Origin of the sequence: Synechococcus sp. UW106 (genome assembly GCF_900474015.1) — a bacterium.
Classification (GTDB): domain Bacteria; phylum Cyanobacteriota; class Cyanobacteriia; order PCC-6307; family Cyanobiaceae; genus Parasynechococcus.
In genome coordinates, this window is sequence record NZ_UCNV01000003.1 from 116,415 (window position 1) to 140,942 (window position 24,528).

The 24,528-nt window shown below is 61.3% G+C and carries 31 protein-coding genes; 20 read left to right on the forward strand and 11 right to left on the reverse strand.

Features of this window, described 5'->3' with window-relative positions; all coding sequences use genetic code 11:
* Positions 1 to 24: 24 nt before the first annotated feature.
* Positions 25 to 1,212: a polysaccharide biosynthesis/export family protein gene (locus DXY30_RS01890; protein WP_115093150.1), complete on the forward strand. Its 1,188-nt coding sequence runs from the start codon at positions 25 to 27 to the stop codon at positions 1,210 to 1,212.
* On the opposite strand, the gene purB is transcribed toward DXY30_RS01890, so the two are convergent.
* Positions 1,213 to 2,508 (reverse strand): adenylosuccinate lyase, encoded by a 1,296-nt coding sequence (purB, locus tag DXY30_RS01895; protein WP_115093151.1) that lies wholly within the window; start codon positions 2,506 to 2,508, stop codon positions 1,213 to 1,215.
* A gap of 107 nt (positions 2,509 to 2,615) precedes the next feature.
* Between purB and DXY30_RS14645 the strand changes: the two genes are divergently transcribed.
* Genes DXY30_RS14645 through DXY30_RS14655 form a run of 3 tightly spaced genes read left to right on the forward strand, consistent with a single transcriptional unit; the run spans position 2,616 to position 3,514 of the window.
* Entirely contained in the window at positions 2,616 to 2,924 is a 309-nt protein-coding gene (locus DXY30_RS14645; protein WP_371638508.1) for a hypothetical protein, read from the forward strand.
* A gap of 6 nt (positions 2,925 to 2,930) precedes the next feature.
* The gene (locus tag DXY30_RS14650; protein ID WP_371638510.1) at positions 2,931 to 3,278 is read left to right on the forward strand and encodes a hypothetical protein; all 348 of its coding nucleotides are present in this window, start codon (positions 2,931 to 2,933) and stop codon (positions 3,276 to 3,278) included.
* An 8-nt stretch (positions 3,279 to 3,286) separates the two neighbouring features.
* Positions 3,287 to 3,514 (forward strand): hypothetical protein, encoded by a 228-nt coding sequence (locus DXY30_RS14655; protein WP_371638512.1) that lies wholly within the window; start codon positions 3,287 to 3,289, stop codon positions 3,512 to 3,514.
* Positions 3,515 to 3,535: 21 nt separating this feature from the next.
* On the opposite strand, the gene DXY30_RS01905 is transcribed toward DXY30_RS14655, so the two are convergent.
* On the reverse strand, positions 3,536 to 3,874 hold the full coding sequence (locus tag DXY30_RS01905) for a P-II family nitrogen regulator (RefSeq protein WP_006851285.1): 339 nt from the start codon (positions 3,872 to 3,874) through the stop codon (positions 3,536 to 3,538).
* 125 nt (positions 3,875 to 3,999) lie between these two features.
* Here DXY30_RS01905 and queF point away from each other — a divergent pair, with 125 nt between their 5' ends.
* Positions 4,000 to 4,389: a preQ(1) synthase gene (gene queF, locus DXY30_RS01910; protein WP_115093152.1), complete on the forward strand. Its 390-nt coding sequence runs from the start codon at positions 4,000 to 4,002 to the stop codon at positions 4,387 to 4,389.
* Here the strand turns inward: queF and DXY30_RS01915 are convergent.
* The 4 genes from DXY30_RS01915 to DXY30_RS01930 all read right to left on the reverse strand — a co-directional run bounded on the left by DXY30_RS01915 (position 4,377) and on the right by DXY30_RS01930 (position 7,962).
* The gene (locus tag DXY30_RS01915; RefSeq protein ID WP_115093297.1) at positions 4,377 to 5,687 is read right to left on the reverse strand and encodes a cytochrome c biogenesis protein ResB; all 1,311 of its coding nucleotides are present in this window, start codon (positions 5,685 to 5,687) and stop codon (positions 4,377 to 4,379) included. The genes queF and DXY30_RS01915 overlap by 13 nt on opposite strands.
* 5 nt (positions 5,688 to 5,692) lie before the next feature.
* Positions 5,693 to 6,406, reverse strand: a complete 714-nt coding sequence (locus DXY30_RS01920) for a cytochrome c biogenesis CcdA family protein (RefSeq protein ID WP_115093153.1) — start codon at positions 6,404 to 6,406, stop codon at positions 5,693 to 5,695.
* A 54-nt stretch (positions 6,407 to 6,460) separates the two neighbouring features.
* Positions 6,461 to 7,558 (reverse strand): FtsW/RodA/SpoVE family cell cycle protein, encoded by a 1,098-nt coding sequence (locus DXY30_RS01925; protein ID WP_244281224.1) that lies wholly within the window; start codon positions 7,556 to 7,558, stop codon positions 6,461 to 6,463.
* Between the two features lie 203 nt (positions 7,559 to 7,761).
* Positions 7,762 to 7,962, reverse strand: coding sequence for a hypothetical protein (locus DXY30_RS01930; RefSeq protein ID WP_115022436.1), 201 nt, complete (start codon positions 7,960 to 7,962; stop codon positions 7,762 to 7,764).
* Between the two features lie 97 nt (positions 7,963 to 8,059).
* On the opposite strand from DXY30_RS01930, the gene DXY30_RS01935 reads away from it, so the two are divergent.
* Complete coding sequence (locus DXY30_RS01935) at positions 8,060 to 8,866, forward strand: TlyA family RNA methyltransferase (RefSeq protein ID WP_115093299.1); 807 nt, start codon at positions 8,060 to 8,062, stop codon at positions 8,864 to 8,866.
* Between the two features lie 56 nt (positions 8,867 to 8,922).
* On the opposite strand, the gene DXY30_RS01940 is transcribed toward DXY30_RS01935, so the two are convergent.
* From DXY30_RS01940 to DXY30_RS01955, 4 genes are all read right to left on the reverse strand, one after another.
* Positions 8,923 to 9,123, reverse strand: a complete 201-nt coding sequence (locus DXY30_RS01940; RefSeq protein WP_006851140.1) for a phycobilisome linker polypeptide — start codon at positions 9,121 to 9,123, stop codon at positions 8,923 to 8,925.
* A gap of 5 nt (positions 9,124 to 9,128) precedes the next feature.
* Positions 9,129 to 9,617: an allophycocyanin subunit beta gene (apcB, locus tag DXY30_RS01945; protein WP_115022433.1), complete on the reverse strand. Its 489-nt coding sequence runs from the start codon at positions 9,615 to 9,617 to the stop codon at positions 9,129 to 9,131.
* Positions 9,618 to 9,656: 39 nt separating this feature from the next.
* On the reverse strand, positions 9,657 to 10,142 hold the full coding sequence (locus DXY30_RS01950) for an allophycocyanin subunit alpha (RefSeq protein WP_006849995.1): 486 nt from the start codon (positions 10,140 to 10,142) through the stop codon (positions 9,657 to 9,659).
* A 406-nt stretch (positions 10,143 to 10,548) separates the two neighbouring features.
* Positions 10,549 to 13,500 carry a phycobilisome rod-core linker polypeptide gene (locus DXY30_RS01955; RefSeq protein WP_115093154.1) on the reverse strand — a complete coding sequence of 984 codons (2,952 nt, stop codon included), beginning with the start codon at positions 13,498 to 13,500 and terminating at the stop codon, positions 10,549 to 10,551.
* Between the two features lie 146 nt (positions 13,501 to 13,646).
* Here DXY30_RS01955 and DXY30_RS01960 point away from each other — a divergent pair, with 146 nt between their 5' ends.
* The 14 genes from DXY30_RS01960 (at position 13,647) to DXY30_RS02025 (ending at position 23,363) form a co-directional block, all read left to right on the forward strand.
* Positions 13,647 to 14,816, forward strand: a complete 1,170-nt coding sequence (locus tag DXY30_RS01960) for a class I SAM-dependent methyltransferase (RefSeq protein WP_115093300.1) — start codon at positions 13,647 to 13,649, stop codon at positions 14,814 to 14,816.
* Between the two features lie 43 nt (positions 14,817 to 14,859).
* Complete coding sequence (locus DXY30_RS01965) at positions 14,860 to 15,198, forward strand: hypothetical protein (protein WP_115022430.1); 339 nt, start codon at positions 14,860 to 14,862, stop codon at positions 15,196 to 15,198.
* A 24-nt stretch (positions 15,199 to 15,222) separates the two neighbouring features.
* Positions 15,223 to 15,948, forward strand: coding sequence for a F0F1 ATP synthase subunit A (gene atpB, locus DXY30_RS01970; RefSeq protein WP_115022428.1), 726 nt, complete (start codon positions 15,223 to 15,225; stop codon positions 15,946 to 15,948).
* Positions 15,949 to 16,118: 170 nt separating this feature from the next.
* The gene (gene atpE, locus DXY30_RS01975; RefSeq protein WP_006851467.1) at positions 16,119 to 16,367 is read left to right on the forward strand and encodes an ATP synthase F0 subunit C; all 249 of its coding nucleotides are present in this window, start codon (positions 16,119 to 16,121) and stop codon (positions 16,365 to 16,367) included.
* 70 nt (positions 16,368 to 16,437) lie between these two features.
* On the forward strand, positions 16,438 to 16,902 hold the full coding sequence (locus DXY30_RS01980; protein ID WP_115093155.1) for a F0F1 ATP synthase subunit B': 465 nt from the start codon (positions 16,438 to 16,440) through the stop codon (positions 16,900 to 16,902).
* Positions 16,902 to 17,384 carry a F0F1 ATP synthase subunit B gene (locus DXY30_RS01985; protein ID WP_115022424.1) on the forward strand — a complete coding sequence of 161 codons (483 nt, stop codon included), beginning with the start codon at positions 16,902 to 16,904 and terminating at the stop codon, positions 17,382 to 17,384. Before DXY30_RS01980 ends, DXY30_RS01985 begins: the two co-directional genes overlap by 1 nt.
* Positions 17,384 to 17,932: an ATP synthase F1 subunit delta gene (gene atpH / locus DXY30_RS01990; RefSeq protein WP_115093156.1), complete on the forward strand. Its 549-nt coding sequence runs from the start codon at positions 17,384 to 17,386 to the stop codon at positions 17,930 to 17,932. The genes DXY30_RS01985 and atpH overlap by 1 nt, the downstream gene beginning before the upstream one ends.
* A 57-nt stretch (positions 17,933 to 17,989) precedes the next feature.
* On the forward strand, positions 17,990 to 19,510 hold the full coding sequence (gene atpA, locus DXY30_RS01995) for a F0F1 ATP synthase subunit alpha (RefSeq protein WP_115022421.1): 1,521 nt from the start codon (positions 17,990 to 17,992) through the stop codon (positions 19,508 to 19,510).
* A gap of 13 nt (positions 19,511 to 19,523) precedes the next feature.
* The gene (locus DXY30_RS02000; RefSeq protein WP_115022419.1) at positions 19,524 to 20,474 is read left to right on the forward strand and encodes a F0F1 ATP synthase subunit gamma; all 951 of its coding nucleotides are present in this window, start codon (positions 19,524 to 19,526) and stop codon (positions 20,472 to 20,474) included.
* Between the two features lie 159 nt (positions 20,475 to 20,633).
* Entirely contained in the window at positions 20,634 to 21,338 is a 705-nt protein-coding gene (locus DXY30_RS02005) for a TIGR02466 family protein (protein ID WP_115093157.1), read from the forward strand.
* Positions 21,339 to 21,371: 33 nt separating this feature from the next.
* Positions 21,372 to 21,701, forward strand: a complete 330-nt coding sequence (locus DXY30_RS02010) for a 2Fe-2S iron-sulfur cluster-binding protein (protein ID WP_115022416.1) — start codon at positions 21,372 to 21,374, stop codon at positions 21,699 to 21,701.
* Positions 21,698 to 21,883, forward strand: coding sequence for a hypothetical protein (locus DXY30_RS02015; RefSeq protein WP_115093158.1), 186 nt, complete (start codon positions 21,698 to 21,700; stop codon positions 21,881 to 21,883). Before DXY30_RS02010 ends, DXY30_RS02015 begins: the two co-directional genes overlap by 4 nt.
* Complete coding sequence (locus DXY30_RS02020; RefSeq protein WP_115093159.1) at positions 21,880 to 22,935, forward strand: DUF3326 domain-containing protein; 1,056 nt, start codon at positions 21,880 to 21,882, stop codon at positions 22,933 to 22,935. Before DXY30_RS02015 ends, DXY30_RS02020 begins: the two co-directional genes overlap by 4 nt.
* Positions 22,935 to 23,363 (forward strand): YchJ family protein, encoded by a 429-nt coding sequence (locus DXY30_RS02025; protein WP_115093160.1) that lies wholly within the window; start codon positions 22,935 to 22,937, stop codon positions 23,361 to 23,363. Before DXY30_RS02020 ends, DXY30_RS02025 begins: the two co-directional genes overlap by 1 nt.
* Here DXY30_RS02025 and ald read toward each other — a convergent pair.
* The gene (gene ald, locus DXY30_RS02030; RefSeq protein WP_115093161.1) at positions 23,360 to 24,499 is read right to left on the reverse strand and encodes an alanine dehydrogenase; all 1,140 of its coding nucleotides are present in this window, start codon (positions 24,497 to 24,499) and stop codon (positions 23,360 to 23,362) included. The genes DXY30_RS02025 and ald overlap by 4 nt on opposite strands.
* Positions 24,500 to 24,528: the final 29 nt, after the last annotated feature.

The window sequence follows — 24,528 nt, forward strand, 5'->3', positions numbered from 1 at the left end:
TTGGATGCTGTCTCAGTTCCACCCATGGTTGTGCCCTCAAGGACCGGTCTCTCCGCAGGTGTTGCTGCAGCGGTTGTGCTCATGGCTCCTGTGTTCCTTGGCGGTGGGCTGAAGGCCGAAGAGCGGATCAACTGGCTGAAAACACCGGCGAGGGTCACCACGCCGCTGCAGGCGCCGCCGCCGTTGCCATCCACGCCCAGGCTGCCGCCCCAGACCTACCGCTACCGCCTGGGCCCTGGGGACAGGCTGGTGACCTCCGTGTTCAAGATCGAGGGTTATGAGGCTCAGGTTCAGGTTTTGAGCGACGGCACCATCAACCTGCCGCGGCTTGGCACGGTTGAGGTGTGGGGGTTGACCCTTGAGGAGGCGCGTCAGCGGATCACCGATGGCTACAACCAATTCCTCCGGCGACCTCTGGTCTATCTCGACCTGGTTGAGCAGCGTCCGGTCCGGGTCACGGTGACCGGCGAGGTCCTGCGCTCGGGAGTTTTCACCCTTCCTGTCAACAGTTCGGGATCCCTAGGGGCGACTGGCGAGGTCACCGGAGTCGGCAACGACGGGGGCGGCTGGCCGACAATGGTGGATGTGATTCAGAAGGCTGGGGGGATTAGCGCCACGGGGGATTTGGCCCGTTTGGAGCTTCTACGCCCTTCCGCAACCCCTGGTGGACCCACCCAGAGTTATGTATTCGACTACCTCAATGTTCTGAAAAAAGGAGGATTTGCCCCCAACCCGTTGATTTATGACGGCGACAGCATCCGGGTTCATAAGGCGAAATCGCCAGTCAATGTGGACCTGCTGACGACGGCTGCCTCAAACTTTTCCCCGACGGCGATCAATGTGCAGGTCATTGGTGAGGTTTTTTCTCCGGGAGTGGTTGAAATCCGTTCCAATGCTCCGTTGTCCGGTGCAATCCTGGCTTCCGGTGGAGTCACCCGCCGCGGCAGTGTGAAGCGGGTGGACTTGATCCGCATGGATGGCCAGGGCCGCACCACGGTCAAGCAACTCCGTTACGACCCCAATGCTGTGCTTAGCAGTGCCAACAACCCGCCATTGCGCAATGGTGATGTGGTGGTTGTGAACCGCAATACCTTCACCAAGGTCACGGACACGATGACCGATGCCATGTTGCCGCTCGAGCCGATTGTCGATGCGGCTTCGGTCTTCCGGCTTCTCGGCCTGCCGACGGGATTTGGATCATCCAGGCGCTGATTAAATCCCCAGTCGCTCCCAGATCACGCCCAGGTTCTCCTGGTGCAATGCGGTGCTGAAGCAGTCAGCCAGCTCCGCTGCGGAGAGCCGGCGGGTGACATCGCCATCCGCTTCGAGGTTGGCGCGGAAGTCGCCGCCGGCGGTGTTCCAGGCCGTATGGGCATTGCGCTGCACGACCCTGTAGGCCTCCTCCCGGCTCATGCCTGTGCCGACCAGGGCGAGCAGCACCCGCTGGCTGAACACCACGCCGCCATACACATTCATGTTGCGTCGCATGTTGTCGGGGTAGATCCCGAGACCCTTCACAACGCTTGTCATCTCCCGCAGCATGAAATGCAGGGTGACCGAGCAATCGGGCAGCATCATTCGCTCCGTGGAGCTGTGGCTGATGTCGCGTTCATGCCAGAGGGCCACGTTCTCCAGGGCGGCAATGGTGTAACTCCGCAGCACTCGGGCCAGACCGCTGATCCGCTCGCTGCGGATTGGGTTGCGTTTGTGGGGCATGGCAGAGCTGCCTTTTTGACCCTTGGCGAAGTTTTCCTCCACTTCCAGCACATCGGTCCGTTGCAGGTTGCGGATCTCGGTGGAGAAGCGCTCCAGGGAGGCGCCCACCAGCGCGAGGGTCTGCACGTAGTCGGCATGGCGATCACGGGAGATCACCTGGGTGCTGGCGGTGTCGGGGGTGAGCCCGAGGATCTCGCAGGCGATCGCTTCCACCTGGGGATCGGTGTTGGCATAGGTGCCCATGGCGCCACTGACCTGGCCAACGGCCACATCCTGCTCAAGCCGTTCCAGGCGGGTGCGGTTGCGCTCGGTTTCCGCCAGCCAGCCGGCCACCTTGAACCCGAAGGTGATCGGTTCGCCGTGTATGGCATGGGAGCGGCCGATCATTTCGGTGCCTTTATGGGCCCTGGCCAGTTCGCGCAGAGCCTCCGCCAGTAGATCGAGTTCATCTCGTAGCAGGGCCACGGAGCGTTTGAGTTGCAGGGCCACGCCCGTATCGAGCACGTCGCTGCTGGTCATGCCCACATGGATGTGGCGGCCGGCATCACCTACGTGCTCGTTCACGTTGGTGAGGAAGGCGATCACGTCGTGGCGCACCTCGGCTTCAATCTCGAGGATGCGTTCCACCTCAAAGCTGGCCTTGGCCTTGATGGTGTCAAGGGCCTCCTGGGGCACCCGGCCGAGCCTGCAGTTGGCTTCGGTGGCGGCGATTTCCACATCAAGCCAGCTCTGGAATTTCGCCTGCTCACTCCAGACGGCTCCCATCTCAGGGAGGGTGTAACGCTCAATCACCGGCGCGCACGGTTGAACAACCCAACAAATCTATGGGGCCGCCTCCGCGCGGCTGGCCGAGCCTCTTTGCCGTCGTGCCATCTCCGGATCACCGCCATCCTGAGGCGATGAGACCAACGTTTTACCTGCACTGGACGGCGACCCCCTACGACTGGATTCGTCCTGGGCACTATCACTCGATCATCAGCGGTGATGGCCGTGTGCACCGGTTGCACGATTACAACGTGGACCTTCCAGCCCACACCTACGGCCGCAACCGCAACAGCGTCGCCCTCTCCTGTGCCTGCATGGGGGGTGTGCCTGACCCCTGGACTCAGCCCCCCACGGATGCTCAGATCAACAGCCTCTGTGCTGAGGCCGCTGCCGTTGCCCGCAGCTGGGCTGGGGAGCGGATCAGATCACGGTGGAGCGGGTGATGACCCATGGCCGAGGCGGCCTCCAACCGCGACGGTCGTTGGATGCACGACAACTACGGACCGGTGATCTGGGGCGGGACGGGGGAGCGCTGGGATCTTCTGCAATTGGACAAGAACGGATCCACAGATGGCGGGGAGCAGCTGAGGAGCCGAATTCAGGCGCTGTTCCGGGCGTCGGATGCGCGACCTGAGAAAGAGCCGCTTGCCTTCCGTGGAACTACGACCATTGAGGCCCGAGGTTATGAGTCTCGGTTCAGTTGGATGCCTTGGGTCGCTCCTGGGCCTTGGCCTCTGACTTGCTGGAACGTTATGAGCTGCCTTTCGCTTGGGATGCAAGCCACCGTCGGGTTCTGATCGGTGCCATGGATGTCAGCCCGACCTTCCGGGAGGACGGTGTTCAGGCTGAGGTGGGCTGGCCGTTGTTTGAGATGTCGCTTCAGAGCGGTTCAGCCCCGGTGATTCTTCGAGGCATTCTTCGACCCGAAACCGATGGGGATCGGGCCTGGTGTCGGGTGGTGGAACTTGCCGAAGAATTCGGTATTTCCGTCAGTTTTGATCCGCTCAGGCTTGGAGAACGCCGCGGCGGATAGGAACTGTTCTGGCCTTCGTGCTCAGAGCGCTGTGCTGTCGCGGTCGCCGGTGCGGATGCGCACCACCGATTCAACGGGGCTGATGAAGATCTTGCCGTCGCCGATTTCGCCGGTACGGGCGGCATCGGCGATCGATTTGACCACCTCTTCCACTCGGTCGTCTTCGACCACAACTTCGATCTTCAGTTTCTGCAGAAACTCAACGGTGAATTCCGAACCGCGGTAACGCTCTACCTGCCCTTTTTGGCGACCGAATCCGCGGACCTCGCTCACGGTCATGCCGATGATTCCTGCTTCAACCAACGCCACCTTTACGTCTTCCAGCTTGAAAGGACGAATGATCGCTTCGACCTTTTTCATGGGGGGAGTACTGATCTGGTCTCAAGGATGCCGCGGTTCTCAGAGCTGTGCGTGGCCGCTGTTACAGAACGCTGCCGAAGCTTGACTTCCTAGGGTCACTGCTCAGAACTGGCCCCGTGAGCCCTTTGACCCAGACCCCCCTCTACGGCGAACGCGCCATCGCGGAAGCCGAGCTGATCTGCTTCGACAATCCCCGGCCCGGGCGACCCTATGAGGTATCGATTGAATTGCCCGAGTTCACCTGTAAGTGCCCTTTCTCCGGGTACCCCGACTTCGCCGTGCTGCGCTTGATCTACCAACCAGGGCCCCGCGTAGTGGAGCTCAAGGCCATCAAGCTCTACGTGAACAGCTTCCGCGACCAGTCGATCTCCCATGAGGAGGTGACCAATCGGATCCTTGACGATCTGGTCTCGGCCACCGATCCGATTTGGATGCAGTTAGAAGCCGACTTCAATCCCCGTGGCAACGTTCATACGGTGGTAAAGGTCAGTCACGGCACCCGTCAGCCCTGCTGATGTCGTTGCCCAGGGTCGGCCGATGCAGCCACCACCTGCTGCACCAACTGGGGTAATTCATTGGCGAAGGCGGCCAGGTTGCGGTTGCAGAGGCCGCCCACACTGAGGGCTCCATCGGTTGCGATGGCCCAGAGCTGACGGGTGGCCACGAGGCTCAATCCACCGCCCACCAGCAGTACAGCGAAGCCCAAGTACACCAGTGGAACTCCAGGATCCCGTTTGAGCAGAAGGCCGCTGGCCGGTAGAACCGAGTCCACCCGCATTGGTAATCCCTTCACCTCAGCGGCTGGACCGCCAGGCTGCAGCCGAGCGATCTGTTGGCCGTCCGCATCGAACACCGTGGCGGGCCCTTGTTCACTGTCCAGGCTCAGGAACACCGGTTCCGTCCCATCGGGGCGGGTCGGCAGCACCAGTCCCCACACCTGATCTCCAAGCTCCGGATAGGTCTGCAACGGCAGCTCTAAAACGGGGCTGCGCCCGATCTGCAGGCTGATCGTCGCTAATGACCAGTCCGCCTGGTAAATCGTGATGCCCCGATGCCGCAGCGGGTGATTGACGCTGATCTCCGCATCCAAGGTTTGATTGGCGCCCTGCAGCTGCAGCGCCGATCGGAACTGTTCGGTGCGGCCGGCCGGGTCCCGATCAATGGCGAAGCGGTCAAGGGTGATCGTCAGCTGACTGGTGCCATCGCGATCCAGCAGATCGAGGCTGCGGCCTGGGGCCAGGAAGCGCTCCAGGCGGTTCCCCGCCAGGGCCCCCCAGGCCGCGCCCAGCATCAGCAGTACAAGGCCGGTGTGCACGAGCAAAGGTCCCACCCGACCGATGGCGCCGCGCCGCGCCGCCAGCCGTTGTGACTTGCGTTGTACCTCCCATCCGCTGGCCCGCAGCAGCTTCTCCAGCTGTGTCAGCCCTTGGCTGGGGTCCAGGCAGGCCTGGCTTTCGGCGATTGCCAATTTGCTCAGTTGGCGCGTGGTTCGGTAGTCGATCCAGCGCCGGGCTGCCACCAGGGCTGGCCATTGACGTCTCCAGCTGCAGAGGATCAGGGCGAGGCCGAGCCAGGCCAGCAAGGCCAAAAACCAACCGCTGGAATACACATGATCGAGCTGTAGTCGCAGTACTTGCTCGCCGTGGAGCAGGCCTAGCCAGGGGCTCGTGGCATAAGCATCGATGTAGCTAGCGGGGGGATCCCCCTGGGGGATGGCGGTTCCCACTGCACTGGCCAGGGCGATCAGCAGCAGAAGCACGATCGCCAGCCGCAGATCGCTGAGCCAGGCCGCCAGGCGTTTAAGCATCGCCATGGCCATCAGCTCCAGCGGGCCAGCAGAGTGAGCAGGCCGGTGGTGAGCAGCACGACGCCACTGGCCGGCGGCACCCAGCGGCTGATGCCCCGCAACGCCAGCAGTTTGGGAATGGCTGCTGCAAATGTGCCGGCCAGCAGCAGAGGCAGCACCTGGCCGATGCCGAAGCTGCTGAGCAGGACCACTCCCACCAGGGGACGTCCGCTTTGGGCGATCCATCCCAGCAGAACCGCCAACACTGGTGTGGTGCAGGGGGAGGCCGCCAGGCCAAAGGCCAGTCCCGCCGCAACGGGTGCCAGTGGGGCCGGGACCTTTTGACGCCACAGCTCTGGATCCGGACCACTGGGCAGCGGAATCCGCAGCACCCCCAGTAGGTTCAGCCCCATGGCAACCGCCAGGATCGCCACCAATGTGGGAATCAGTGCCGGTACCTGCCCGTAAATTCGGCCCAGCAGCCCGCTGACGCTGCCCAGCACCACCAGAGCACCGACGATGCCGCCGCAAAAGGCCAGGCTCCGCTGCCAGGCCGGTTGGCCATCTTCAAAGCCCGCCAGATAGGCCAGGGTCACCGGTAGCAACGACAGGGAACAGGGCCCCAGGCTGGTGAGTGCGCCGCCACCAAACACCAGTGCCAGGGTCAGCGGACCGGGATCCGCCAGGGCACGCTGCAGCAGCTGTTCGCTGCTCTGGGCCAGATCGGAGAGCAGCAGCAGGTCCACAGAAGCCCACGAGTTTCCAAAGCCTATCCAGGCAAGCTGGTTGGCTCGTCAAGCTCAGCGTTGGCGCACTGGCCGTGATCGCGTGCTCGATCGTCCGCCGATCAAGCCGGTGGATTCCAGCGAACAGCGGATCAGCAGCCCCAGGATCACCAGGCTCGACATCAGCGAGTTGCCTCCATAGCTGATCAAGGGCAGCGGCAGACCGGTCGTTGGCATGGCCCCAGAGGCCACCGCAATGTTCAGAATCGATTGGCCCACAAGGATCGTGGTGCAACCGATCGCCACAAGCCGCGCCTGGTGGCTGCGGCAGCGCAGGGCCACTCGCAGCCCCACCCAGGCCACCAGCATGAGGAACAACAGCAGCAGCACTGAGCCGACAAATCCAAATTCTTCGGCGAACACCGCATAAATGAAGTCGGTGCTCTGGATCGGCAGATACTGCAGCTTTTGGGTGGAGAGGCCGTACCCCTGGCCCATCCAGCCTCCCGATCCGATCGCCAACAGGCTCTGCACCAGTTGGTAGCCATCCCCCATCGGATCGTTCCAGGGATCCAGAAATGACACCACCCGCAGGCGTTGGTACTCGTTAATCAGGATGCTCGCGGTGCCCAGAAGCGATCCGGCTAGAGCGGTGCCCACCAGGCTGCGCCAGCGCAGGCCAGCCGCCATGGCCACCATCCATAGGGTGAGTCCCATCAGGGCGGCGGTGGAAAGGTTGGGCTGTTTCAGGATCATCAACAGCAGTCCGCCAAAGCTGCCGAGCCAGAGAAGCTTCTGGTCGAGACTCATCCGGCTCCAGGGAGCGAAAAGGTTGGCGGCCTGCAGAACCACGAAGGGTTTCACAAGTTCTGATGGCTGCACCTGCAGGGGCCCCAGCACCAGCCAGCGGCTGGCGCCGTTCACGGTGGTGCCCATCACCAGGGTGGCGGCGATCAGCAGGCAGCCCATCCACAGCCCCGGGCCTGACCAGCGCAGCCAGCGCCGAAGGCTGGTGGAGATCGTGATGCCGAGCAGGCTCCAGCTCGCCATCAGCCAGATCGCCTGCCGTTTCAGGTAGAAGGCGCCATCACCCATTTCCCGCAGGGCTACCCACCAGCTGGCCGAGGCCAGGATCACCAGTCCTGCAACACTCCAAAACCCGGCCAATCCCATCAGTAGGCGGGCCTCTGCCGGCCAGAGCTGCCAGGGCAAGGGCAGCAGCCTTTGAAACACTCCGTTGTTACCTCCCCCGGTCTTTTCACGCCTGGCAGAAATGGACTTAGGCGCTGTCGCGTTCACCGGTACTGGGCAGAGGGACTCTCGATGCTCCATTGAGCCGTGAAAGCCGGACTTTGCCAAGGCAAAGATGCTGTTGTTCAGGCGGCACTGAGGCGCTCGTGCTCCACTTCCCATTGCACGTGGGACCCCCAGGATTGCTGGCGCACCCAGCAGCGGCCCCCACGGCAGTGCAGCACCTGGAACGGAGGCAGGTCGGACGGCTGGTTGTCGAGCCGCACAAAGCTGCCTGGCCGCAACAGAGGCACCACGTTGGCGGGTTGGGGGCGGTGGGTGGACACGTCCCTCGATGCAGATTGGAGGAAATCCTCACGGCAGAACCGGCTCCAGCCTCTGGATCGCCGGTTTTCTTCGGGATCGTTCTGCTTTTATGTCGCAATGGCGTCCAAACAGCGTCTGGATCTGGAACTCCTGACCCGTGGCCTGGTCAGTTCACGGCAACAGGCGCAGCAGCTGATTCGTGCTGGCAAGGTTCGGGATGGTGCCGGCATGCTGCTCGACAAACCCGGCACGGAAGTCACGGCCGAGCGTGAATTGCGGGTGGAACAGCCCCCTCGCTTCGTCTCCCGTGGCGGCGAAAAACTGTTGGCTGGATTGCAGGCCTTTTCTGTACGGGTGGGGGATCGCGTCTGCCTGGATGGCGGCATCTCCACTGGTGGCTTCACCGATTGCCTGCTGCAGCACGGAGCCAGCCGTGTCTATGGCGTGGATGTGGGCTATGGCCAGACGGCTTGGAGCCTGCGCACCGATCCCAGGGTGGTGCTGCGTGAACGTACCAATCTGCGCCACCTCCAACCCGAGGTGCTCTACACGGCAGATGACCCCTGGCCCAGTCTTGCGGTCACCGATGTGTCGTTCATTTCGCTGCGTCTGATCCTTCCTGCCTTGCGCCGGCTGTTGCAGGGTCCAGGTACCGAGGCGCTGGTGCTGGTGAAGCCGCAGTTTGAGGTCGGTAAGAACAGGGTCGGCAAGGGGGGCGTGGTTCGTGATCCGGCGGCCCACCGTGATGCCATCGAATCCGTGATCACAGCAGCTGGCGAGTCGGGTTGGCAGCCGCAGGGCCTCGTGGCCTCGCCGCTCACAGGCCCCGCCGGCAACCACGAGTACGTGCTCTGGTTGGGTGAGGCCGACGCGGCTGATTTGCCGGATCTAGAGCTTCTGGTGGCGAAGACGTTGAATGGTTGATGGGCAATAAAAAAACCCGGTGTTGAACCGGGCTTAGCCTTGAATTGGAACGGAGTTCAGTTGCCGACGTTGACCTGCTGACCCCCGGTGCAGAGTTCCACCTTGATAATGCGTCCCCCCTGTTTCTGGATGCGCTGTTGCTCAGCGAACCAGCTGTCATAGGGAACCCATTTGGTGAAGAAGGTGTTCTGCAATTCGCGCTGCGTCCGAACCTTTTCAGGGCTGGGGATGCAGGCTGTGACTTTGAACAACCGCATGGGGCTCAGTTGCCGAGGCCGGAGCAGATGTAGTCGAAGTAGACGCCCATTTCCTTGCCGGCGTCAGGGCCGACCAGTCCAGCGGTGACTTCTTTCATGGCTTGGATTGCCTGAACAGTGGCGCCGATGGGAACTCCCAAGGAGTTGTAGGTCTCCTTGAGGCCGTTAAGCACCCGCTCATCGAGGATGGAAGTGTCGCCGGCGAGCATGGCGTACGTGGAATACCGCAGGTAGTAGTCCAGATCGCGAATGCAGGCGGCATAGCGGCGGGTGGTGTACATGTTGCCGCCGGGACGGGTGATGTCCGAATACAGCAGTGCCTTGGCAACGGCATCACGGATGATGGCTGAAGCGTTGGCGCTGATGGTGGCGGCAGCGCGCACGCGCAGTTCACCACTGGCGAAATACGACTCGAGGCTGCTCATCGAGGACGTATCCAGGTACAGGCCCTGGACGTCCGACTTGTTGATGACGTTGGTGATGGCGTCTTGCATGGATCCGTGAGGAGACGAGGGAGAAAATCAGCGAGCGGTTCAGGCGAGGGCGCCAACCACGTAGTCGAAGTAGGTGCCGGCTTCCTCTGCGTCGGCTCCTGTGAGGAGGCCCATGGCGACGATCTTCATCTCGCGCACGGATTCAGCCAAAGCTTCCAGAGGGGTTCCCAGGGAGCGATAGAGCTCTTTTGCGCCGATCACACCGATCTCTTCAATCGGAGTTACGTCACCGGCAACGATGCCGTAGGTGACAAGGCGGAGGTAGTAATCCATGTCGCGCAGACATGTGGCGGTCATCTCCTCGCCGTAGGCGTTACCGCCAGGGGAGATGACGTCGGGACGCTTCTGGAACAGCTGACCTCCAGCCTGCTTGACGATGCGCTCGCGGCTCTCGCACAAGACCTGAGCCACGCGCAGACGGCGTTGACCGCCGGTGACGAAGGCTTTGATCTGGTCGAGTTCGCCAGGGCTGAGGTAGCGGGCTTCGGCGTCCGCGTTGATGATCGAGTTGGAGACGATGCTCATGCAGTTCTGCCTCGAAACAAGCGGCCGCCCGTAGGAGACCGGTATCCGGTGAATAAGGGGTGATCCCGAAGGATCGAGTCTCAGACTAAAGGCTGGGACAGGGGGTCGAAGCGTCGGGAGTGAGACTTGTTCACATCGGTCAACACTGACTGAGGTGAGCTCGCTCCGTTGGATTCGGCTGAGGCATTCTGCGCTGACCATGGCCGGGGAGTTTTGACCGGGTAACAGTTCTTCATGGCTGATTTGTTGCGCAGAAAAGTACTGGCATAACTGCGATCTGCGACTTCGCTCGGGATGCGTCTAAGACGCACAAAATGATCCCGAGGAAGCTTTACTTCACCGGGATCGAATGAGAACAACCGTCGCGAATGTGGCGGTTGTTTGTCACTGAAATGGGCTGTACGGCTTAGATCGCCTCGCTCGAGGGGGGATTCATGCCGGCGTTTCCTCTGTACAGCGATGCTGTCCGCTGAATTGTGGCCTGTGGAACCCCTGAGCTGGTGTTCATGCCATCAACGCGAGGCACCGCTGTGCTGATGCGATCTGCCAGCAATTCGGTCACCGCAGCACCATGGCCTGCCTGGGCTCGTGTGATCAGGAAGCGGCTGGTCTCAGCAGGTGTGGTCGCTCGTCCCAGCAGGGCTAAACCAGCAGCGGAAGCGGCCCGAAGCGGTGCCATCGAGGAGATCCGGTTCTGGAACGCCTCGCTCATCGCTACTTCAGCGATGAAATCAGCCAGTTCGATGTCCTGATTGCGCAGACGTGACTCGGCGCTGATCAGACGCTCACTTCCGATGGGGACACGGTTGAGCAGCTGCTTGTAAGTCGCATCGAGAACCGTCTGGAGCTCATCTTCGCTGCATGGTTGTTTCAGCTCGAGCATCGCGGGAAGTCCACCCCGCAAGCGGAACCCTGAAGCTCCTTCCGTGACAAGGGCCATTCCCATGCGTGGGAGTGCCTGTCCACTCCGCGCGTTGGAAGAAATGAGCTCAACGCTCCAAGTGCGACCACCGATGCTGGTTGGCGTTGAGTTGCTGGCTCGACGCATTGGGAAGCCAGTCTTGTTGGAAGCAAGACCTTGTCGACGCACCACCGACAGCCAACTGGGTCCTGCGGCGTTTGCGTTGGTTGTTGTCGTGAAGTCTTGGGTGGCTGCCTTTTGCGTGTCAGGCAGGTTGCGTGGTGTTACGTCGCCACTGCTGCGGAATGCTTCGGATCGCTGAGTTTCAGGACGGCTGCCAAGGGTCAGGTCAGCGGCAACTTCAAGCTTGAGAGGACGTGCCCAGCCGGGAGCACGGCGAGCAGTCACATCACCGGGTGTGATGAAACGTTCGTAGGGGACTGTGTCGGCTCCAAACGCTTCGCTGTATTCCTTGCTGTCGATCAGTGCGTCCACCACTCCATAGAAACCGTGTCGTGCGGCTGTATCGAAAAGGGCATCGATTTCCCAGCGTCCGAAGGTGGGTCGGCCAAGCAAACGGCGATGCATCACTTCGATCGCCTTCACGATGTAAAGGCCGCTCCAGTAGCGGCGTCGGAAAGCATCGGATTTGGCCACGGCCCGAACAAAATCCTTGAGCGGAATATCCCCGTTTTCGAGGCGGGCTTCATCAGAGCTCATTCGCTCTCCCGCATAGCCGCCGTTGCCTAGCACTTGCACGTAAACCGCCTTGATCACGGCTTGGGTGCTGGCCTCAGTCGTGCGCACGCTGGGCTGACCGCCACGGCCTGGATTCACAGTTCCACCCGTGGCGATCTGTTGAAGTCGCATGACGCGCGGACCACTCTTGCGTGGGCGGCTCTTGCGGAAACTGTCGCTGTCCAGCTGGCCGGGGCTGTTGAGCCCATTGCTCACAAGCAAGCGGCGGCTGTCGTAGCCGTAGGGTGCCGGTCGGGTGGCCACTGAAGCTGTGCCGCTCGGGAAGATGGCTCCGAATTTGTTGGCCACCGGATCATTGCCACCGCCGTAGACGTGCTGGTCGGCAAACGGTTGGCGGTAGGAGGCGTAGAGGGTGACGTATTGCGGTGCTCCATCGAAGGGGGCACTGAAGTTGAAGAGCTTTCGGTTGGATCCCCAGCCGGCGCTTTCCTGGGCTTCCGTGCCGAGATCCCGCAGGTAGGGAACTGTTTCTTCACCAAAGGCCTGGGCGTATTCCGAGGAATTCACCAGCACATCCACGAGGGCATTGAGGCCCTGGTCACTGAGGATGGCGAACGACTTTCGGAATTCCTCGAGGGAGCTGATGCCCCGTCCGAGGAAGTGGCGATAGGCCAGTTCCACAACACGGCTGTTGACGAAACCGTCGTGGAACTGCTGGCGATATTCCTTGCTGCGGCCGAGGGCGCGAACGAATTCGCGCATCGAGATCTGGCCTTGGGCGACCGCGCTGGCTTTGTCTGCGCAGGGGGTCTGGGAGTAACCCTTGGCGATGTCGCGCTCAAAAACCTGGCGGTAAGCGGCGCGAATGATTTCAGCTTTTTCTGCTCCGGAGAGGCCCGGTCGCATCTCAAAAAGCTGGCGGCCTTCTGAGGCAAGGGCGTAGATCGCCGGGAGTTGCAAGCCCTGTTGAACTGCACTCCCCTGCCGCTGCTTGGTGCTGGGGGTGGGAATGGCCAGCTCCTGCAACAGCACGTTGAAGCAGTCGATGGTCATCTGACGGGCTTCAGGACGGTCCCGTAGCAGTTCGGCGGAGGCTGCCCGCATCTCTTGAAGGGCCACGTTGGTGGCAGCCAGAGAGCAGTTTTCCAGAAGGATGTCCCGCAGGCCGCGGGTGTTCACCGCGAGGATGCTGGGGTCTCCAGCCACCAGGGCGTAACCCACATAACGCAGGAACCAGCCCATATCGCGCACCGACTTGCGCATGAACGCAGGGCCGTACTTGGCCACACTGATGGCGTTGAAGCCTGTCGGAAGCACCACACGAATATCAGCATCCCCACCGGCCCCTTCCAAAAGACGGGTCAGAAAGTTGCCTCTCTTTGTGGTGCCGCTGTCGCCGGTGAAGGTGCGTACCGACTGTTCAAAAGCGGCTTGGTCTGCTGCCAGTGGTGTGCCCCCCTGACCACTGCTGAGTCCGGTCTCGCCCGTTGTTAGAGGCGATTCAAGAAAGGAGAGGGGCGTGCCCCCCACAAAAATTCTGTTGGCGGCGCGGGCCACGATGGCCTCGGCATTCGCCGCAATGATCCTGGACGCCTCGATCCGGTCTTGACCAGTTCGGAAGAAGGTCACAAGACTGTTCAGTTCCCCGTTGTCAGGGAAACGGTCCTGCTGCTCTGCCTGACGGACGCTGGAGAGCGGCAGCGTGTCGAACAGTTGGGGAGACACGCGCGGGCTGCCGCTGCTGGCGGTCACTGTCATCGACGAAAGCAAGCCGGATCGCGCCACGTTACGGCTGTCGGGATGATGCTCCGCGGCCCCATGAACAAATGTTTGCAGGCCCTGCGGTGTCGCAGTGTCTCGCTGGCTGTGACGTGAAAAGCTCGCAGGCGCCGAATCTGCACTCCATGGCCCACCCAAAGCCCAGTGATGCTGCGACCCCCGTGGTGAGTGCGTTCTATGACCGCTTCCCTTTCCCGGGGGACCCGCTTCAGGACGGACCGCCCCCGGGATACAACTGGCGGTGGTGTCACCGCAGCGTTCTGGCCGCAGTCCACGGACGGATCCCATCTGGGATGGAGCGGCCGCGGATTCTTGATGCCGGCTGTGGCACCGGCGTCAGCACTGACTATCTCTGCCATCTCAATCCGGGTGCGGATGTGCTCGGGGTGGATATCAGTGATGGGGCCCTGGCGGTGGCGCAGGAACGGTGTCAGCGCTCCGGGGCGGCCCAGCAGGTGACCTCCCTGCGTCAGGAGCAGCGCAGTCTTTTGGATCTCGCTGACGAAGCACCCTTCGATTACATCAATTCGGTGGGGGTGTTGCACCACCTGGATCAGCCGGAAGCGGGCCTGCGCGCTTTGAGCGGTTTGTTGGCCCCCCATGGTTTGCTCCATCTCTTTCTTTATGCCGATGCAGGGCGCTGGGAGATTCACCGGACCCAGAAAGCTCTCACTCTTCTGCAGGCCGGTACCGGGGCGGAGGGGCTGCGCCTTGGTAGGGATCTCTTCGACACCCTGCCCGAAACCAATCGTCTCGCCCGTCATCACCGTGAACGCTGGGCCGTGGACTGTGCTGCGGATGCCAACTTCGCGGACATGTATCTGCATCCGCAGGAGACCAGCTACAACCTCGAGCGGCTGTTCCAATACATCGCCACGGCAGGCCTGCATTTCGCCGGCTTCTCGAATCCGGAGGTCTGGGATCTGGCACGCCTGTTGAACGGGGAGTTGTTGGAGCGTGCCCAAGCGTTGCCCCTTTCTCAGCAATGGGAGCTTGTGGAGCAGCTGGATCCCGACATCAGCCACTTCGAGTTCTTCCTTTCCGCTCAGCCGATTGAGCCAGCGTCGCTCTCTGATGACGCTCTCCTTCAAGCCCATGGTTTGCGCCAGCCCTGCCTCTGGGGGGAGCCGGATCCGATTCTTGGCACCAACATGGAACCGCTGCAGCTGTCGAATGAGGAGCGGGAGTTGCTGCAGAGGCTGCAGGAACAGCCCGATGCTCCGCTGGGAACCCTGGCTGAGCCGTCGGTGATTCGCCGCCTGGTGGATCGGCGGCTGGTGCTGCTGAAGGGCTAAAGAAATGCGCGTGATAGATTCCGCGCGCCATTTCAGGCAGCGCTTGGAGGATTTCTACCGTCTTCAGCGTCGTCTGCTGTTGGCCACCGTTCTGGTGTCCGTCGTCACGATTCCGATCGTGGCTCTCACCATGAACCTTTCGGTGGCTGGCAGTGTTTTTGTGGGCTCCTGCGCCGGACTTTTGTACGTGCGCTTGCTTGCCCGCAGTGTGGCCCGGCTCAGTGACCAGTCCCGTGGACTGGGGCGTTTTCAGCTCATCGTTCCGACCTTGCTTGTGGTTGGTTCGGCCAAGCTGCCCCAGCTCGATCTGTTGCCGGCTTTCCTGGGATTCCTTCTCTACAAGCCCGCCCTGATTCTTCAGCACGTTTTCGACGACCGCTGAAGCTGAGCACTTTTCTCTGCACCCATGGCTTTGCTGCCCCTACCACTTCCGTTCGCTGAACTGGAAGTGGGCCACCACCTGTATTGGCAGATCGGTGATCTGTACCTCCATGGCCAGGTTTTCCTGAGCTCTTGGATCCTGATTGGCATCCTGCTTGCCCTGGTGCTGGCTGGCACCCGCAACATGCAGCGCGACCCTTTGGGGCTGCAGAACCTGATGGAGTTCCTCTGGAACTTCATCCGCGACATCGCCCGCGACAACATCGGCGAGAAGTACTACCGCGATTGGCTGCCATTCATTGGCACCTTGTTCCTGTTCATCTTTGTGAGCAACTGGGGCGGTGCCCTGATCCCATGGAAGATCTTCGAACTACCAGAGGGTGAACTCGGCGCCCCCACCGCAGACATCAACACCACGGTGGCGATGGCTCTGCTGGTGTCGCTGGCGTACTTCTATGCCGGCCTGAGCCGCAAGGGTTTGCGTTTCTTCGAGCTGTACGTGGAGCCGACTCCAATCATGCTCCCGTTCAAGATCATCGAGGAATTCACTAAGCCTCTTTCGCTCTCGTTCCGTTTGTTCGGCAACATCCTCGCCGACGAATTGGCGGTGGGTGTGCTGGTCTACCTGGTTCCGCTTTTAGTGCCTCTCCCCGTGATGCTGCTTGGCCTGTTCACCAGTGCCATTCAGGCTTTGATCTTTGCGACCCTCACCGCCTTCTACATAGGTGAAGGTCTCCACGAAGCCCACTAAACGCCCCCCTTCTCTTTCGCCTTCTATCGGCGATCTGCTAAACACATCCGCGCGCAGGTCCGGCAATGCACCCGGGCCCATTCCTTCGGGAATGTCCCTGCGCGGGGGGAACCGATCCCCAAGACCATTCCGTACAGCGCTTACCAGCGCTTCCCCTTACACCACTCAACATGGATTCCATCACCTCCGCCGCTTCCGTTGTGGCCGCTGGCCTGGCAGTCGGCCTCGCCGCCATCGGCCCTGGTATCGGTCAGGGCACCGCGTCCGGCGGCGCTGTTGAGGGCATCGCCCGTCAGCCCGAAGCCGAAGGCAAGATCCGCGGCACCCTGCTGCTGTCCCTGGCGTTCATGGAATCGCTGACCATCTACGGCCTGGTGGTGGCTCTGGTGCTCTTGTTCGCCAACCCCTTCGCCGGCTGATCAGTGCCGGGGGATCTCTGATCCCCCCTTCTGAACTCCTTGTTTCGATTCCTTTCCAGCGCACCTTTCCATGACCTGGCTTCTGCTCGCTGAAGCAGGTGTTCCGGAGGGAGGTCTTTTCGACCTCGATGCCACCCTTCCGCTGATGGCGGTTCAGGTGGTTCTCCTCACCTTCCTGCTCAATGTTCTCTTCTTCCGTCCGGTCGGCAAGGTCGTGGAAGATCGTGAGGGCTACATCTCCACCAGTCGTGCTGACGCCAAGCAGAAGCTTGCCCAGGTTGAACGCCTGGAAGCTGATCTTGCTGAACAGCTGAAAGGTGCCCGTCAGGCCGCTCAGGCCGTGATCGTTGAGGCGGAGCAAGAAGTCGATCGGCTTTACCGCGAAGCACTGGCCCAGGCGGAAGCTGAAGCCAACAGCACAAAAGAGGAAAGCCGTCGCGCCATCGAGGCCGAGCGTGAATCCGCCCGAACCCAATTGAAGGGTCAGGTGGATCAGCTGAGCACCACGATCATCAACCGTTTGCTGACCGCGTGATGACTCTCAATTTCAATCCGCTTGAGACCAATCTGGTCAACCTGGTCATTGTGATCGGTGTCCTGGTTTGGTTCCTACGTGGGTTCCTGGGAGGAATCCTGGAACGCCGCCGCGCTGACATTCTTCAGGACCTGCAGGACGCTGAGTCCCGCCTGAAGACTGCCAGCGAAAACCTGAGTAAGGCCCAGTCCGAATTGGCTGCTGCCCAGCAGAAAGCCGAAAAGATTCGTGCCGATGGTCAGGCCCGCGCCGCAGGTATCCGTGCCGAAGGCGAGAAGCGGACCATCTCCGTGATGGCTGCCATCAAGGCCGGTGCCGATGCTGATGCTGAGGCTGATGCCGCTCGAATCAAGGACAGCCTTCGTCGTGAGGCCGCTCTTGCTTCGATCGACAAGGTTCTTGCCGAACTACCCGGCCGTCTCGATGCCAAAGCTCAGGCCAAGTTGATCGATTCCACCATCAAAAATCTGGAGAACGCCTGATGCCTCTCCTTAACTCCCTGGCCACCCCTTATGCCGAAGCATTGCTTCAGGTCACAGAGGCCCGTGGCGAGTCTGAAACCGTTGCAGATCAATGCAAGCAACTGCTTGAGATCTGGAACGATTCCGAGGACTTCCGTGACGCCATGGTGTCTCCGGTTCTTGAGCCCGACGCCAAAAAGAAAGCTCTCAAAGCTCTTGTTGGTGAGGATGTCACTCCTTCAGTCTTCAATTTGCTGAAGGTGCTGGCTGATCGCCAACGTCTCATTGCTTTTGATGCGGTCATGCTCCGCTATCTCGAGCTCTACCGCGAACAGCAAGGCATCACGCTGGCCCAGGTCCGTTCTGCTCAGAGCCTCACCGAGGATCAACAGGCGGCACTGTCCAAGAAGGTGCAGGCCATGGCCGGCACCAACAAGGTCGACATCGACCTCAGTGTGGATCCGTCCTTAATTGGCGGCTTCGTCGTGAGTCTCGGATCTCAGGTGATCGACGCCAGCTTGTCTGGCCAGGTTCGTCGCCTTGGTCTTGCACTCGCCAAGGCGAGCTGACCTCACTCTTTCCTCCACCGCTCCTTCCTCCCCAACTCCCACCTGGGATCACACGCCATGGTTTCCATCCGTCCTGACGAGATCAGCGCCATCCTCAAACAGCAAATTGAGGACTATGACAAGTCGGTTTCCGTCAGCAATGTCGGTACCGTTCTGACTGTGGGCGACGGCATCGCCCGCGTCTACGGCCTGCAGCAAGCCATGGCTGGCGAACTCATTGAATTTGAGGACGGCACCGAAGGCATCGCCCTGAACCTCGAAGACGACAACGTCGGCGCGGTGCTGATGGGTGAGGGATACGGCATTCAGGAAGGCAGTACGGTCAAGGCAACCGGCAAGATTGCCTCTGTCCCTGTCGGTGAAGCCCTGCTGGGCCGCGTGGTGAACTCCCTGGGTCGCGCTATCGACGGTAAGGGTGAAATCGCCACCAGCGAAACGCGCCTGATCGAGTCCATGGCGCCCGGCATCATTCAGCGCAAATCGGTGCACGAGCCGATGCAGACCGGCATCACCGCGATCGACGCGATGATCCCCGTTGGCCGAGGTCAGCGCGAGCTGATCATTGGTGACCGTCAGACCGGTAAAACTGCCATCGCGATCGACACGATCCTGAACCAGTCGGATCAGGACATGATCTGCGTCTACGTCGCGGTTGGGCAAAAGGCCGCCTCCGTGGCCAACGTTGTTGAGGTGCTGCGTGAGCGCGGTGCCCTCGACTACACCGTGATCGTGGCTGCGAACGCTTCTGAGCCCGCTGCACTGCAGTACCTGGCTCCTTACACAGGTGCCACCATTGCCGAGTACTTCATGTACAAGGGCAAGGCCACCTTGGTGATCTACGACGATCTTTCCAAGCAGGCTGCCGCCTATCGCCAGATGTCGCTCTTGCTGCGTCGTCCGCCCGGTCGTGAGGCTTACCCCGGTGACGTCTTCTACTGCCACAGCCGTTTGCTGGAACGCGCTGCCAAGTTGTCTGACGCGATGGGCAAGGGTTCAATGACCGCTCTGCCGATCATCGAGACTCAGGCCGGCGACGTTTCGGCTTACATCCCCACCAACGTGATTTCAATCACGGACGGACAGATCTTCCTCAGCTCTGACCTGTTCAACTCCGGTCTACGCCCAGCTATCAACGTTGGTATCTCCGTCAGCCGGGTGGGTGGTGCTGCCCAGACCAAGGCCATCAAAAAGATTGCTGGCACCCTGAAGCTGGAGCTTGCCCAGTTCGACGAGCTGGCTGCCTTCTCGCAGTTCGCCTCTGACCTGGATGCCTCCACCCAGCAGCAGCTCGAGCGTGGCAAGCGCTTGCGTGAACTGCTGAAGCAGCCTCAGTTCAGCCCCCTGATCCTGGCTGAGCAGGTCGCCATCGTTTATGCGGGTGTGAAGGGCCTGATCGATGCGGTCCCCGTCGACAAGGTGGTCGACTTCTCCCGAGAACTTCGTGAGTACCTCAAGTCCAACAAGGCTGAGTTCATCTCCGAAATCCAGGAGAAGAAGGTGATGAGCCCTGAGGCTGAGGCCATCCTCAAGGATGCCATCACCGAAGTCGTGTCCACCATGGTCGCTTCTGCGGCCTGACGGAGCTGCCGAAATGGCGAATCTCAAAGAAATCCGCGACCGAATTAAGTCGGTCAAAAACACCCGCAAGATCACTGAGGCCATGCGCCTGGTGGCTGCGGCCAAGGTGCGCCGCGCCCAGGAGCAAGTGCTCCGCAGCCGTCCCTTCGCGGATCGGCTGGCGCGAATTCTGGAAAATCTCCAGTCCCGCATGCGTTTCGAAGATGCGGCATCTCCCCTGATGCAGCAGCGCGATGTGGAGACCATCACCCTGGTAGCGATCACTGGTGATCGCGGTCTGTGTGGTGGCTACAACGCCAACATCATTAAGCGCACGGAACAGCGTTTCGCTGAACTGAAGGGCAAAGGCTTTGATGTGAAGCTTCTGCTGGTTGGCACAAAAGCCATCGGCTATTTCACTCGCCGCAACTATCCGATCCAGGCCACCTTCTCCGGTCTCGAACAGGTGCCCACCGCTGATGAGGCCAACACGATCTCCACGGATCTTTTGGCTGAATTCCTGGCGGAGAGCACCGATCGAGTGGAGTTGATCTTCACTAAGTTCATCAACCTGGTGAGCTGCAAGCCTGTGGTTCAGACCCTCTTGCCTTTGGATCCTCAAGACATTGCTGATCCGGAGGACGAGATTTTCCGTCTCACCACCAAGGACGGTTTGTTGACAGTTGAGCCCGGTGCTGGTCCTGCCAATACCGAGCCGAAGATTCCTTCGGACATCGTGTTTGAGCAGACCCCTGAACAGTTGCTGAATGCACTGCTTCCTCTGTATCTGCAGAACCAGATGCTGCGTTCACTGCAGGAATCGGCAGCGTCTGAGCTGGCCAGCAGGATGACGGCCATGAACAACGCCAGCGACAACGCCAAGGAATTGGCGAAGACCTTGACGCTGGATTACAACAAGGCCCGTCAGGCTGCAATCACCCAGGAGATTCTGGAAGTGGCAGGTGGTGCCGCCGCGGTCGGCTGATCTTTCCGATTAATCCACCCTTGAAAGCCGGTCCATTGGGCCGGCTTTTTTGTGTTTGTTGAAGCTGGCGTCTCTCCGACTGGTCAAGGCTCTGCTTGGAGAGAGGCCACCACTTCAAGCGTTGTTTACGGTTGAGCTGAGGGGTTTGAGGTTGTCGGCGTGCTTCAGCTGCATCAGCTCTTTCCCACAGTGGTAGGCACAACCCAACTCCCCCTGGACCCACTGCAGCAGGCCGCATGCATGCAGGCTCTGCTGGACGTACGAGGCGAGGCAGAGGGAAACCCCAGCGAGGGCTGCGCCTGGACGGGTGACCTCAATGGTGTGTGGCAGCTCCATCAAGACGACCGCTTTCAGGCCTTGGTGCAACAGGTGAATGATCAGGTGTGGAGCTACCTCGATTCAATTGGGTTCGCCCGAAGCCAAGTTGCCCTGCATCTGCAGCGCTGCTGGCCTGTCATCAGTGACTGGGATCAGGCGGTTGGACGGCACCATCACCCCAATGCTCATCTCAGCGCTGTCCTCTATCTCACCGGCACCGGCTCCGGTGAGGAGGGGGTTTTACGTCTGCATGCGTCCCATCAACCGAATGAGTTGGTGGCTGGCTTGGCGGTGGGTTATGGCGGTCCGATTACACCAAACCATCCTTTGAATCAATCCCATTGGGATCTAGCTCCACGACCAGGTTTGCTCGTGCTTTTCCCTTCGAGTCTTCAGCACAGTGTTTTGCCGAATGCCGACCCGGATGAGCTGCGTTGTTCCATCAGTTTTGATTTTGTTCTGACGGATCAAGAACAGAGTGGACCTCCGGAGTACCTCGCACCCCACCCCCGTCATTGGACATCCCTGGATGAGCCCATTGCCTGAGAGAATGCGGCCTCTTCTCCTCTGACACCCGGCATGACCGACGTGGCCACCTACACCGTCCGCGCCGAGTTCGAAGGCGAGATCCGTACCTTTCCCTGCCGCGCCGACCAGACGGTGCTCAATGCAGCGGAAGCTGCTGGCGTGATGATCCCAAGCTCATGCTGCTCTGGGGTCTGCACCACCTGTGCCGCGGTGATTACCGAGGGCAGTGTTGAGCAGCCCGACGCGATGGGCGTGAAAGGCGAGCTTCAAGAGCAGGGCTACAGCCTGTTGTGCGTCGCCTTCCCGCGCGCCGATCTCACCCTTAAAACCGGCCAGGAAGATGCGCTCTATGAAGCCCAGTTCGGGCAATATCAGAAGTGAGGCTGACCAGCCTGCAACGCCAATTCCTCTGGCCCGCTGATTTGCCGCTGGTTGAGCTGCGCAGCTGGATTCGTCAGCAGTTGGCGCTAGAGGGTGATGTGCTGCGTTTTGCCCTCACTGAAGTGCATCCTGCCCCCGATGGTGGTCGAACCATTCAGGTGGAGGCGGTGACCAGCGCATGAGCTCGGCTCCGATGCCAACGCTGATGCTAGTGCCGACGGGCATTGGTTGTGACATCGGAGGCTATGCCGGTGATGCCTTGCCGTCAGCACGGTTGTTGGCCGCAGCGAGCGGCTGTTTGATCACCCATCCCAATGTGATGAATGGGGCTTCGCTCTATTGGAGCGATCCCCGCGTTCACTATGTGGAGGGCTACGGCCTCGATCGTTTCGCCGTGGGCGAGTGGGCCTTGCGACCGGTGCGGAGGCAGCGCATTGGGCTGTTGTTGGATGCCGGGATCGAGCCCGAGTTGGCCCAGCGCCAGATTCAGGTGGCCGAGGGCTGCCGCGCCAGCTTGGGTTTGGATATCGGCCCGGTGATTTCAACGGATGCGCCGCTCGATGTGACGCTCGAGCGCGGTGCCAGTGGCGCCAGCTGGGGGCGAGTGGGTTCTCCTGATGCCTTGTTGCGGGCTGGTGAACGGTTGAAGCAAGCAGGGGCGACGGCGATCGCCGTGGTGGCCCGCTTCCCGGAGGATCCGGAGAGTGAGGAGCTGGCGGCCTATCGCCAGGGCAGTGGCGTGGACGCTTTGGCTGGCGCTGAAGCGGTGATCAGTCACCTGCTGGTGAAGCACCTGGAGATCCCCTGTGCCCACGCGCCAGCCTTGGATCCGTTGCCCCTAGATCCTCAGCTCGACCCGAGGGCGGCGGGTGAAGAACTGGGTTACACCTTTTTGGCTTGCGTGCTGGTGGGGCTGAGCCGGGCGCCGGATCTCGTGGCCGCTGGGCGACACAGGCCCGGAGACCTCAGTGTCGAGCAATTGGGGGCGGTGGTGGTTCCCGATGGAGCCCTGGGGGGCGAGGCGGTGTTGGCTTGTGTGGAGCGCAATCTGCCAGTGGTCAGCGTGGCCAATCCATCGGTGTTGTCGGTCACTGCCGACGCCCTTGGCTTGAGCCAGAGCGTTTTTCATGTCAGCAGTTACAGCGAGGCAGCAGGTTTGTTGCTGGCTCTGCGGGAAGGGTTGAGTCCGGCCTCCCTGGGCCGCCCACTGCCTGCGTTGCAACGGTTGGACTGATGCCTGGCGGTTTCGGTGGAGTCCTTGATCAGAGTCCTTGTCCCTGTGGGGGTGGTGCTTATCGCAGTTGCTGTGGACCCATGCATCGCGGCGAACAGCGTGCTGAAACGGTTGAACAGCTGATGCGCTCGAGGTATTCAGCCTTTGTGTGTGGGGAAGTGGACTACCTGATGGCCACCCATCCCGAGCCGGATGTTCCAGTGCAGCAGCGGCGCCGTGCCCTGCAGCGGAGTTGTCGCCAGACCCATTGGCTCGGCTTGACCGTGCTTGCTGTCAGCAGAGGCGGCCTGAGTGATCTCGAGGGAACGGTGCAATTTGAGGCGCGTTACCGCGGTGGGGTTCTCAAGGAAACATCGTTGTTTCGGCGTCGCGATGGCGCGGCCGATGGCCCTTGGCTCTACGTGGCTGCGCTCAAGTTGGAGGGCTAACGCAGGCAGGCCATCGGATGCCGGGGCGGCAGGCCAAGCGCTTTGGCTACCCCCGGGTGACAGACAGCACCCTGCACCGTGTTTAGGCCCGAGAGCAGTTCGGGTCGTTCGGTCACGGCCTCTTCCAGGCCCCGGCCTGCGATTCCCAGGATGTAGGGGAGCGTCACGCTGACGAGGGCTTCGGTGGAGGTGAAGGGCACAGCACCCGGCATGTTGCCCACGGCGTAGTGCTGCACGCCATGAATGGTGACGGTGGGATCGCGATGAGTGGTTTCCTGGCTGGTGGCGATGCAGCCGCCCTGGTCGATGGCTACGTCGACAATCACCGAACCAGGCCGCATCTGCTGCACCATCCCTTCGTCTACCAGGGTGGGGGCCCGCCCGCCGGGTGTGAGAACGGCTCCGATCACAAGATCAGCCGTTGGCACCAACCGTTCCAGCAGGCCGCGGCTGCTCACCACACTCATCAGCCGGCCGCGCCGGTCGGCTTCCAGGCTGCGCAACCGTTGGGGCGATCGGTCGAGCAGCAGCACTTCCGCATCCATTGCGGCAGCAATACGTGCGGCATTCCAGCCCACGGTGCCAGCGCCAAGCACCACCACCCTGGCCGGTTGCACGCCGGTGCAGCCCCCCATCAGCACGCCACGACCGCCATGGGGTTTTTCCAGCAGGTGGGCACCCACCTGGCCCGCCAGCCGCCCTGCGATTTCGCTCATTGGTGCCAGCAACGGCAGGCTGCCGTTCTCCAGCTGCACGGTTTCGTAGGCAATGGCGGTGGTGCCTGCCTCCAGCAAAGCTTCCCCGACGCCGGGATAGGCCGCCAGGTGGAGGTAGGTGAACAGCACCATGTCCTGCCGCAGGAAGGCAAATTCCTCCGCTTGCGGTTCCTTCACCTTCACCACCAAATGGGCGCCCCAGGCCTCATCGCGGTTCACCAGGCGAGCTCCCGCCGCGGCAAATGCGTCATCGCCGATTCCTGCTCCGGCTCCGGCCCCCGCTTCAATCAGCACTTCAAGGCCCTGGCTCACCAACTCCCGCACGGCGTCAGGGGTCAGCGCGACCCGTTTCTCATCGAGCTTGATCTCCTTCGGCACACCGATGCTGGCCATCGGGGCCGAGAGGACGGAGGCTGCCATGGCGGCTTCAGGGGGATTCCTTCAATGTG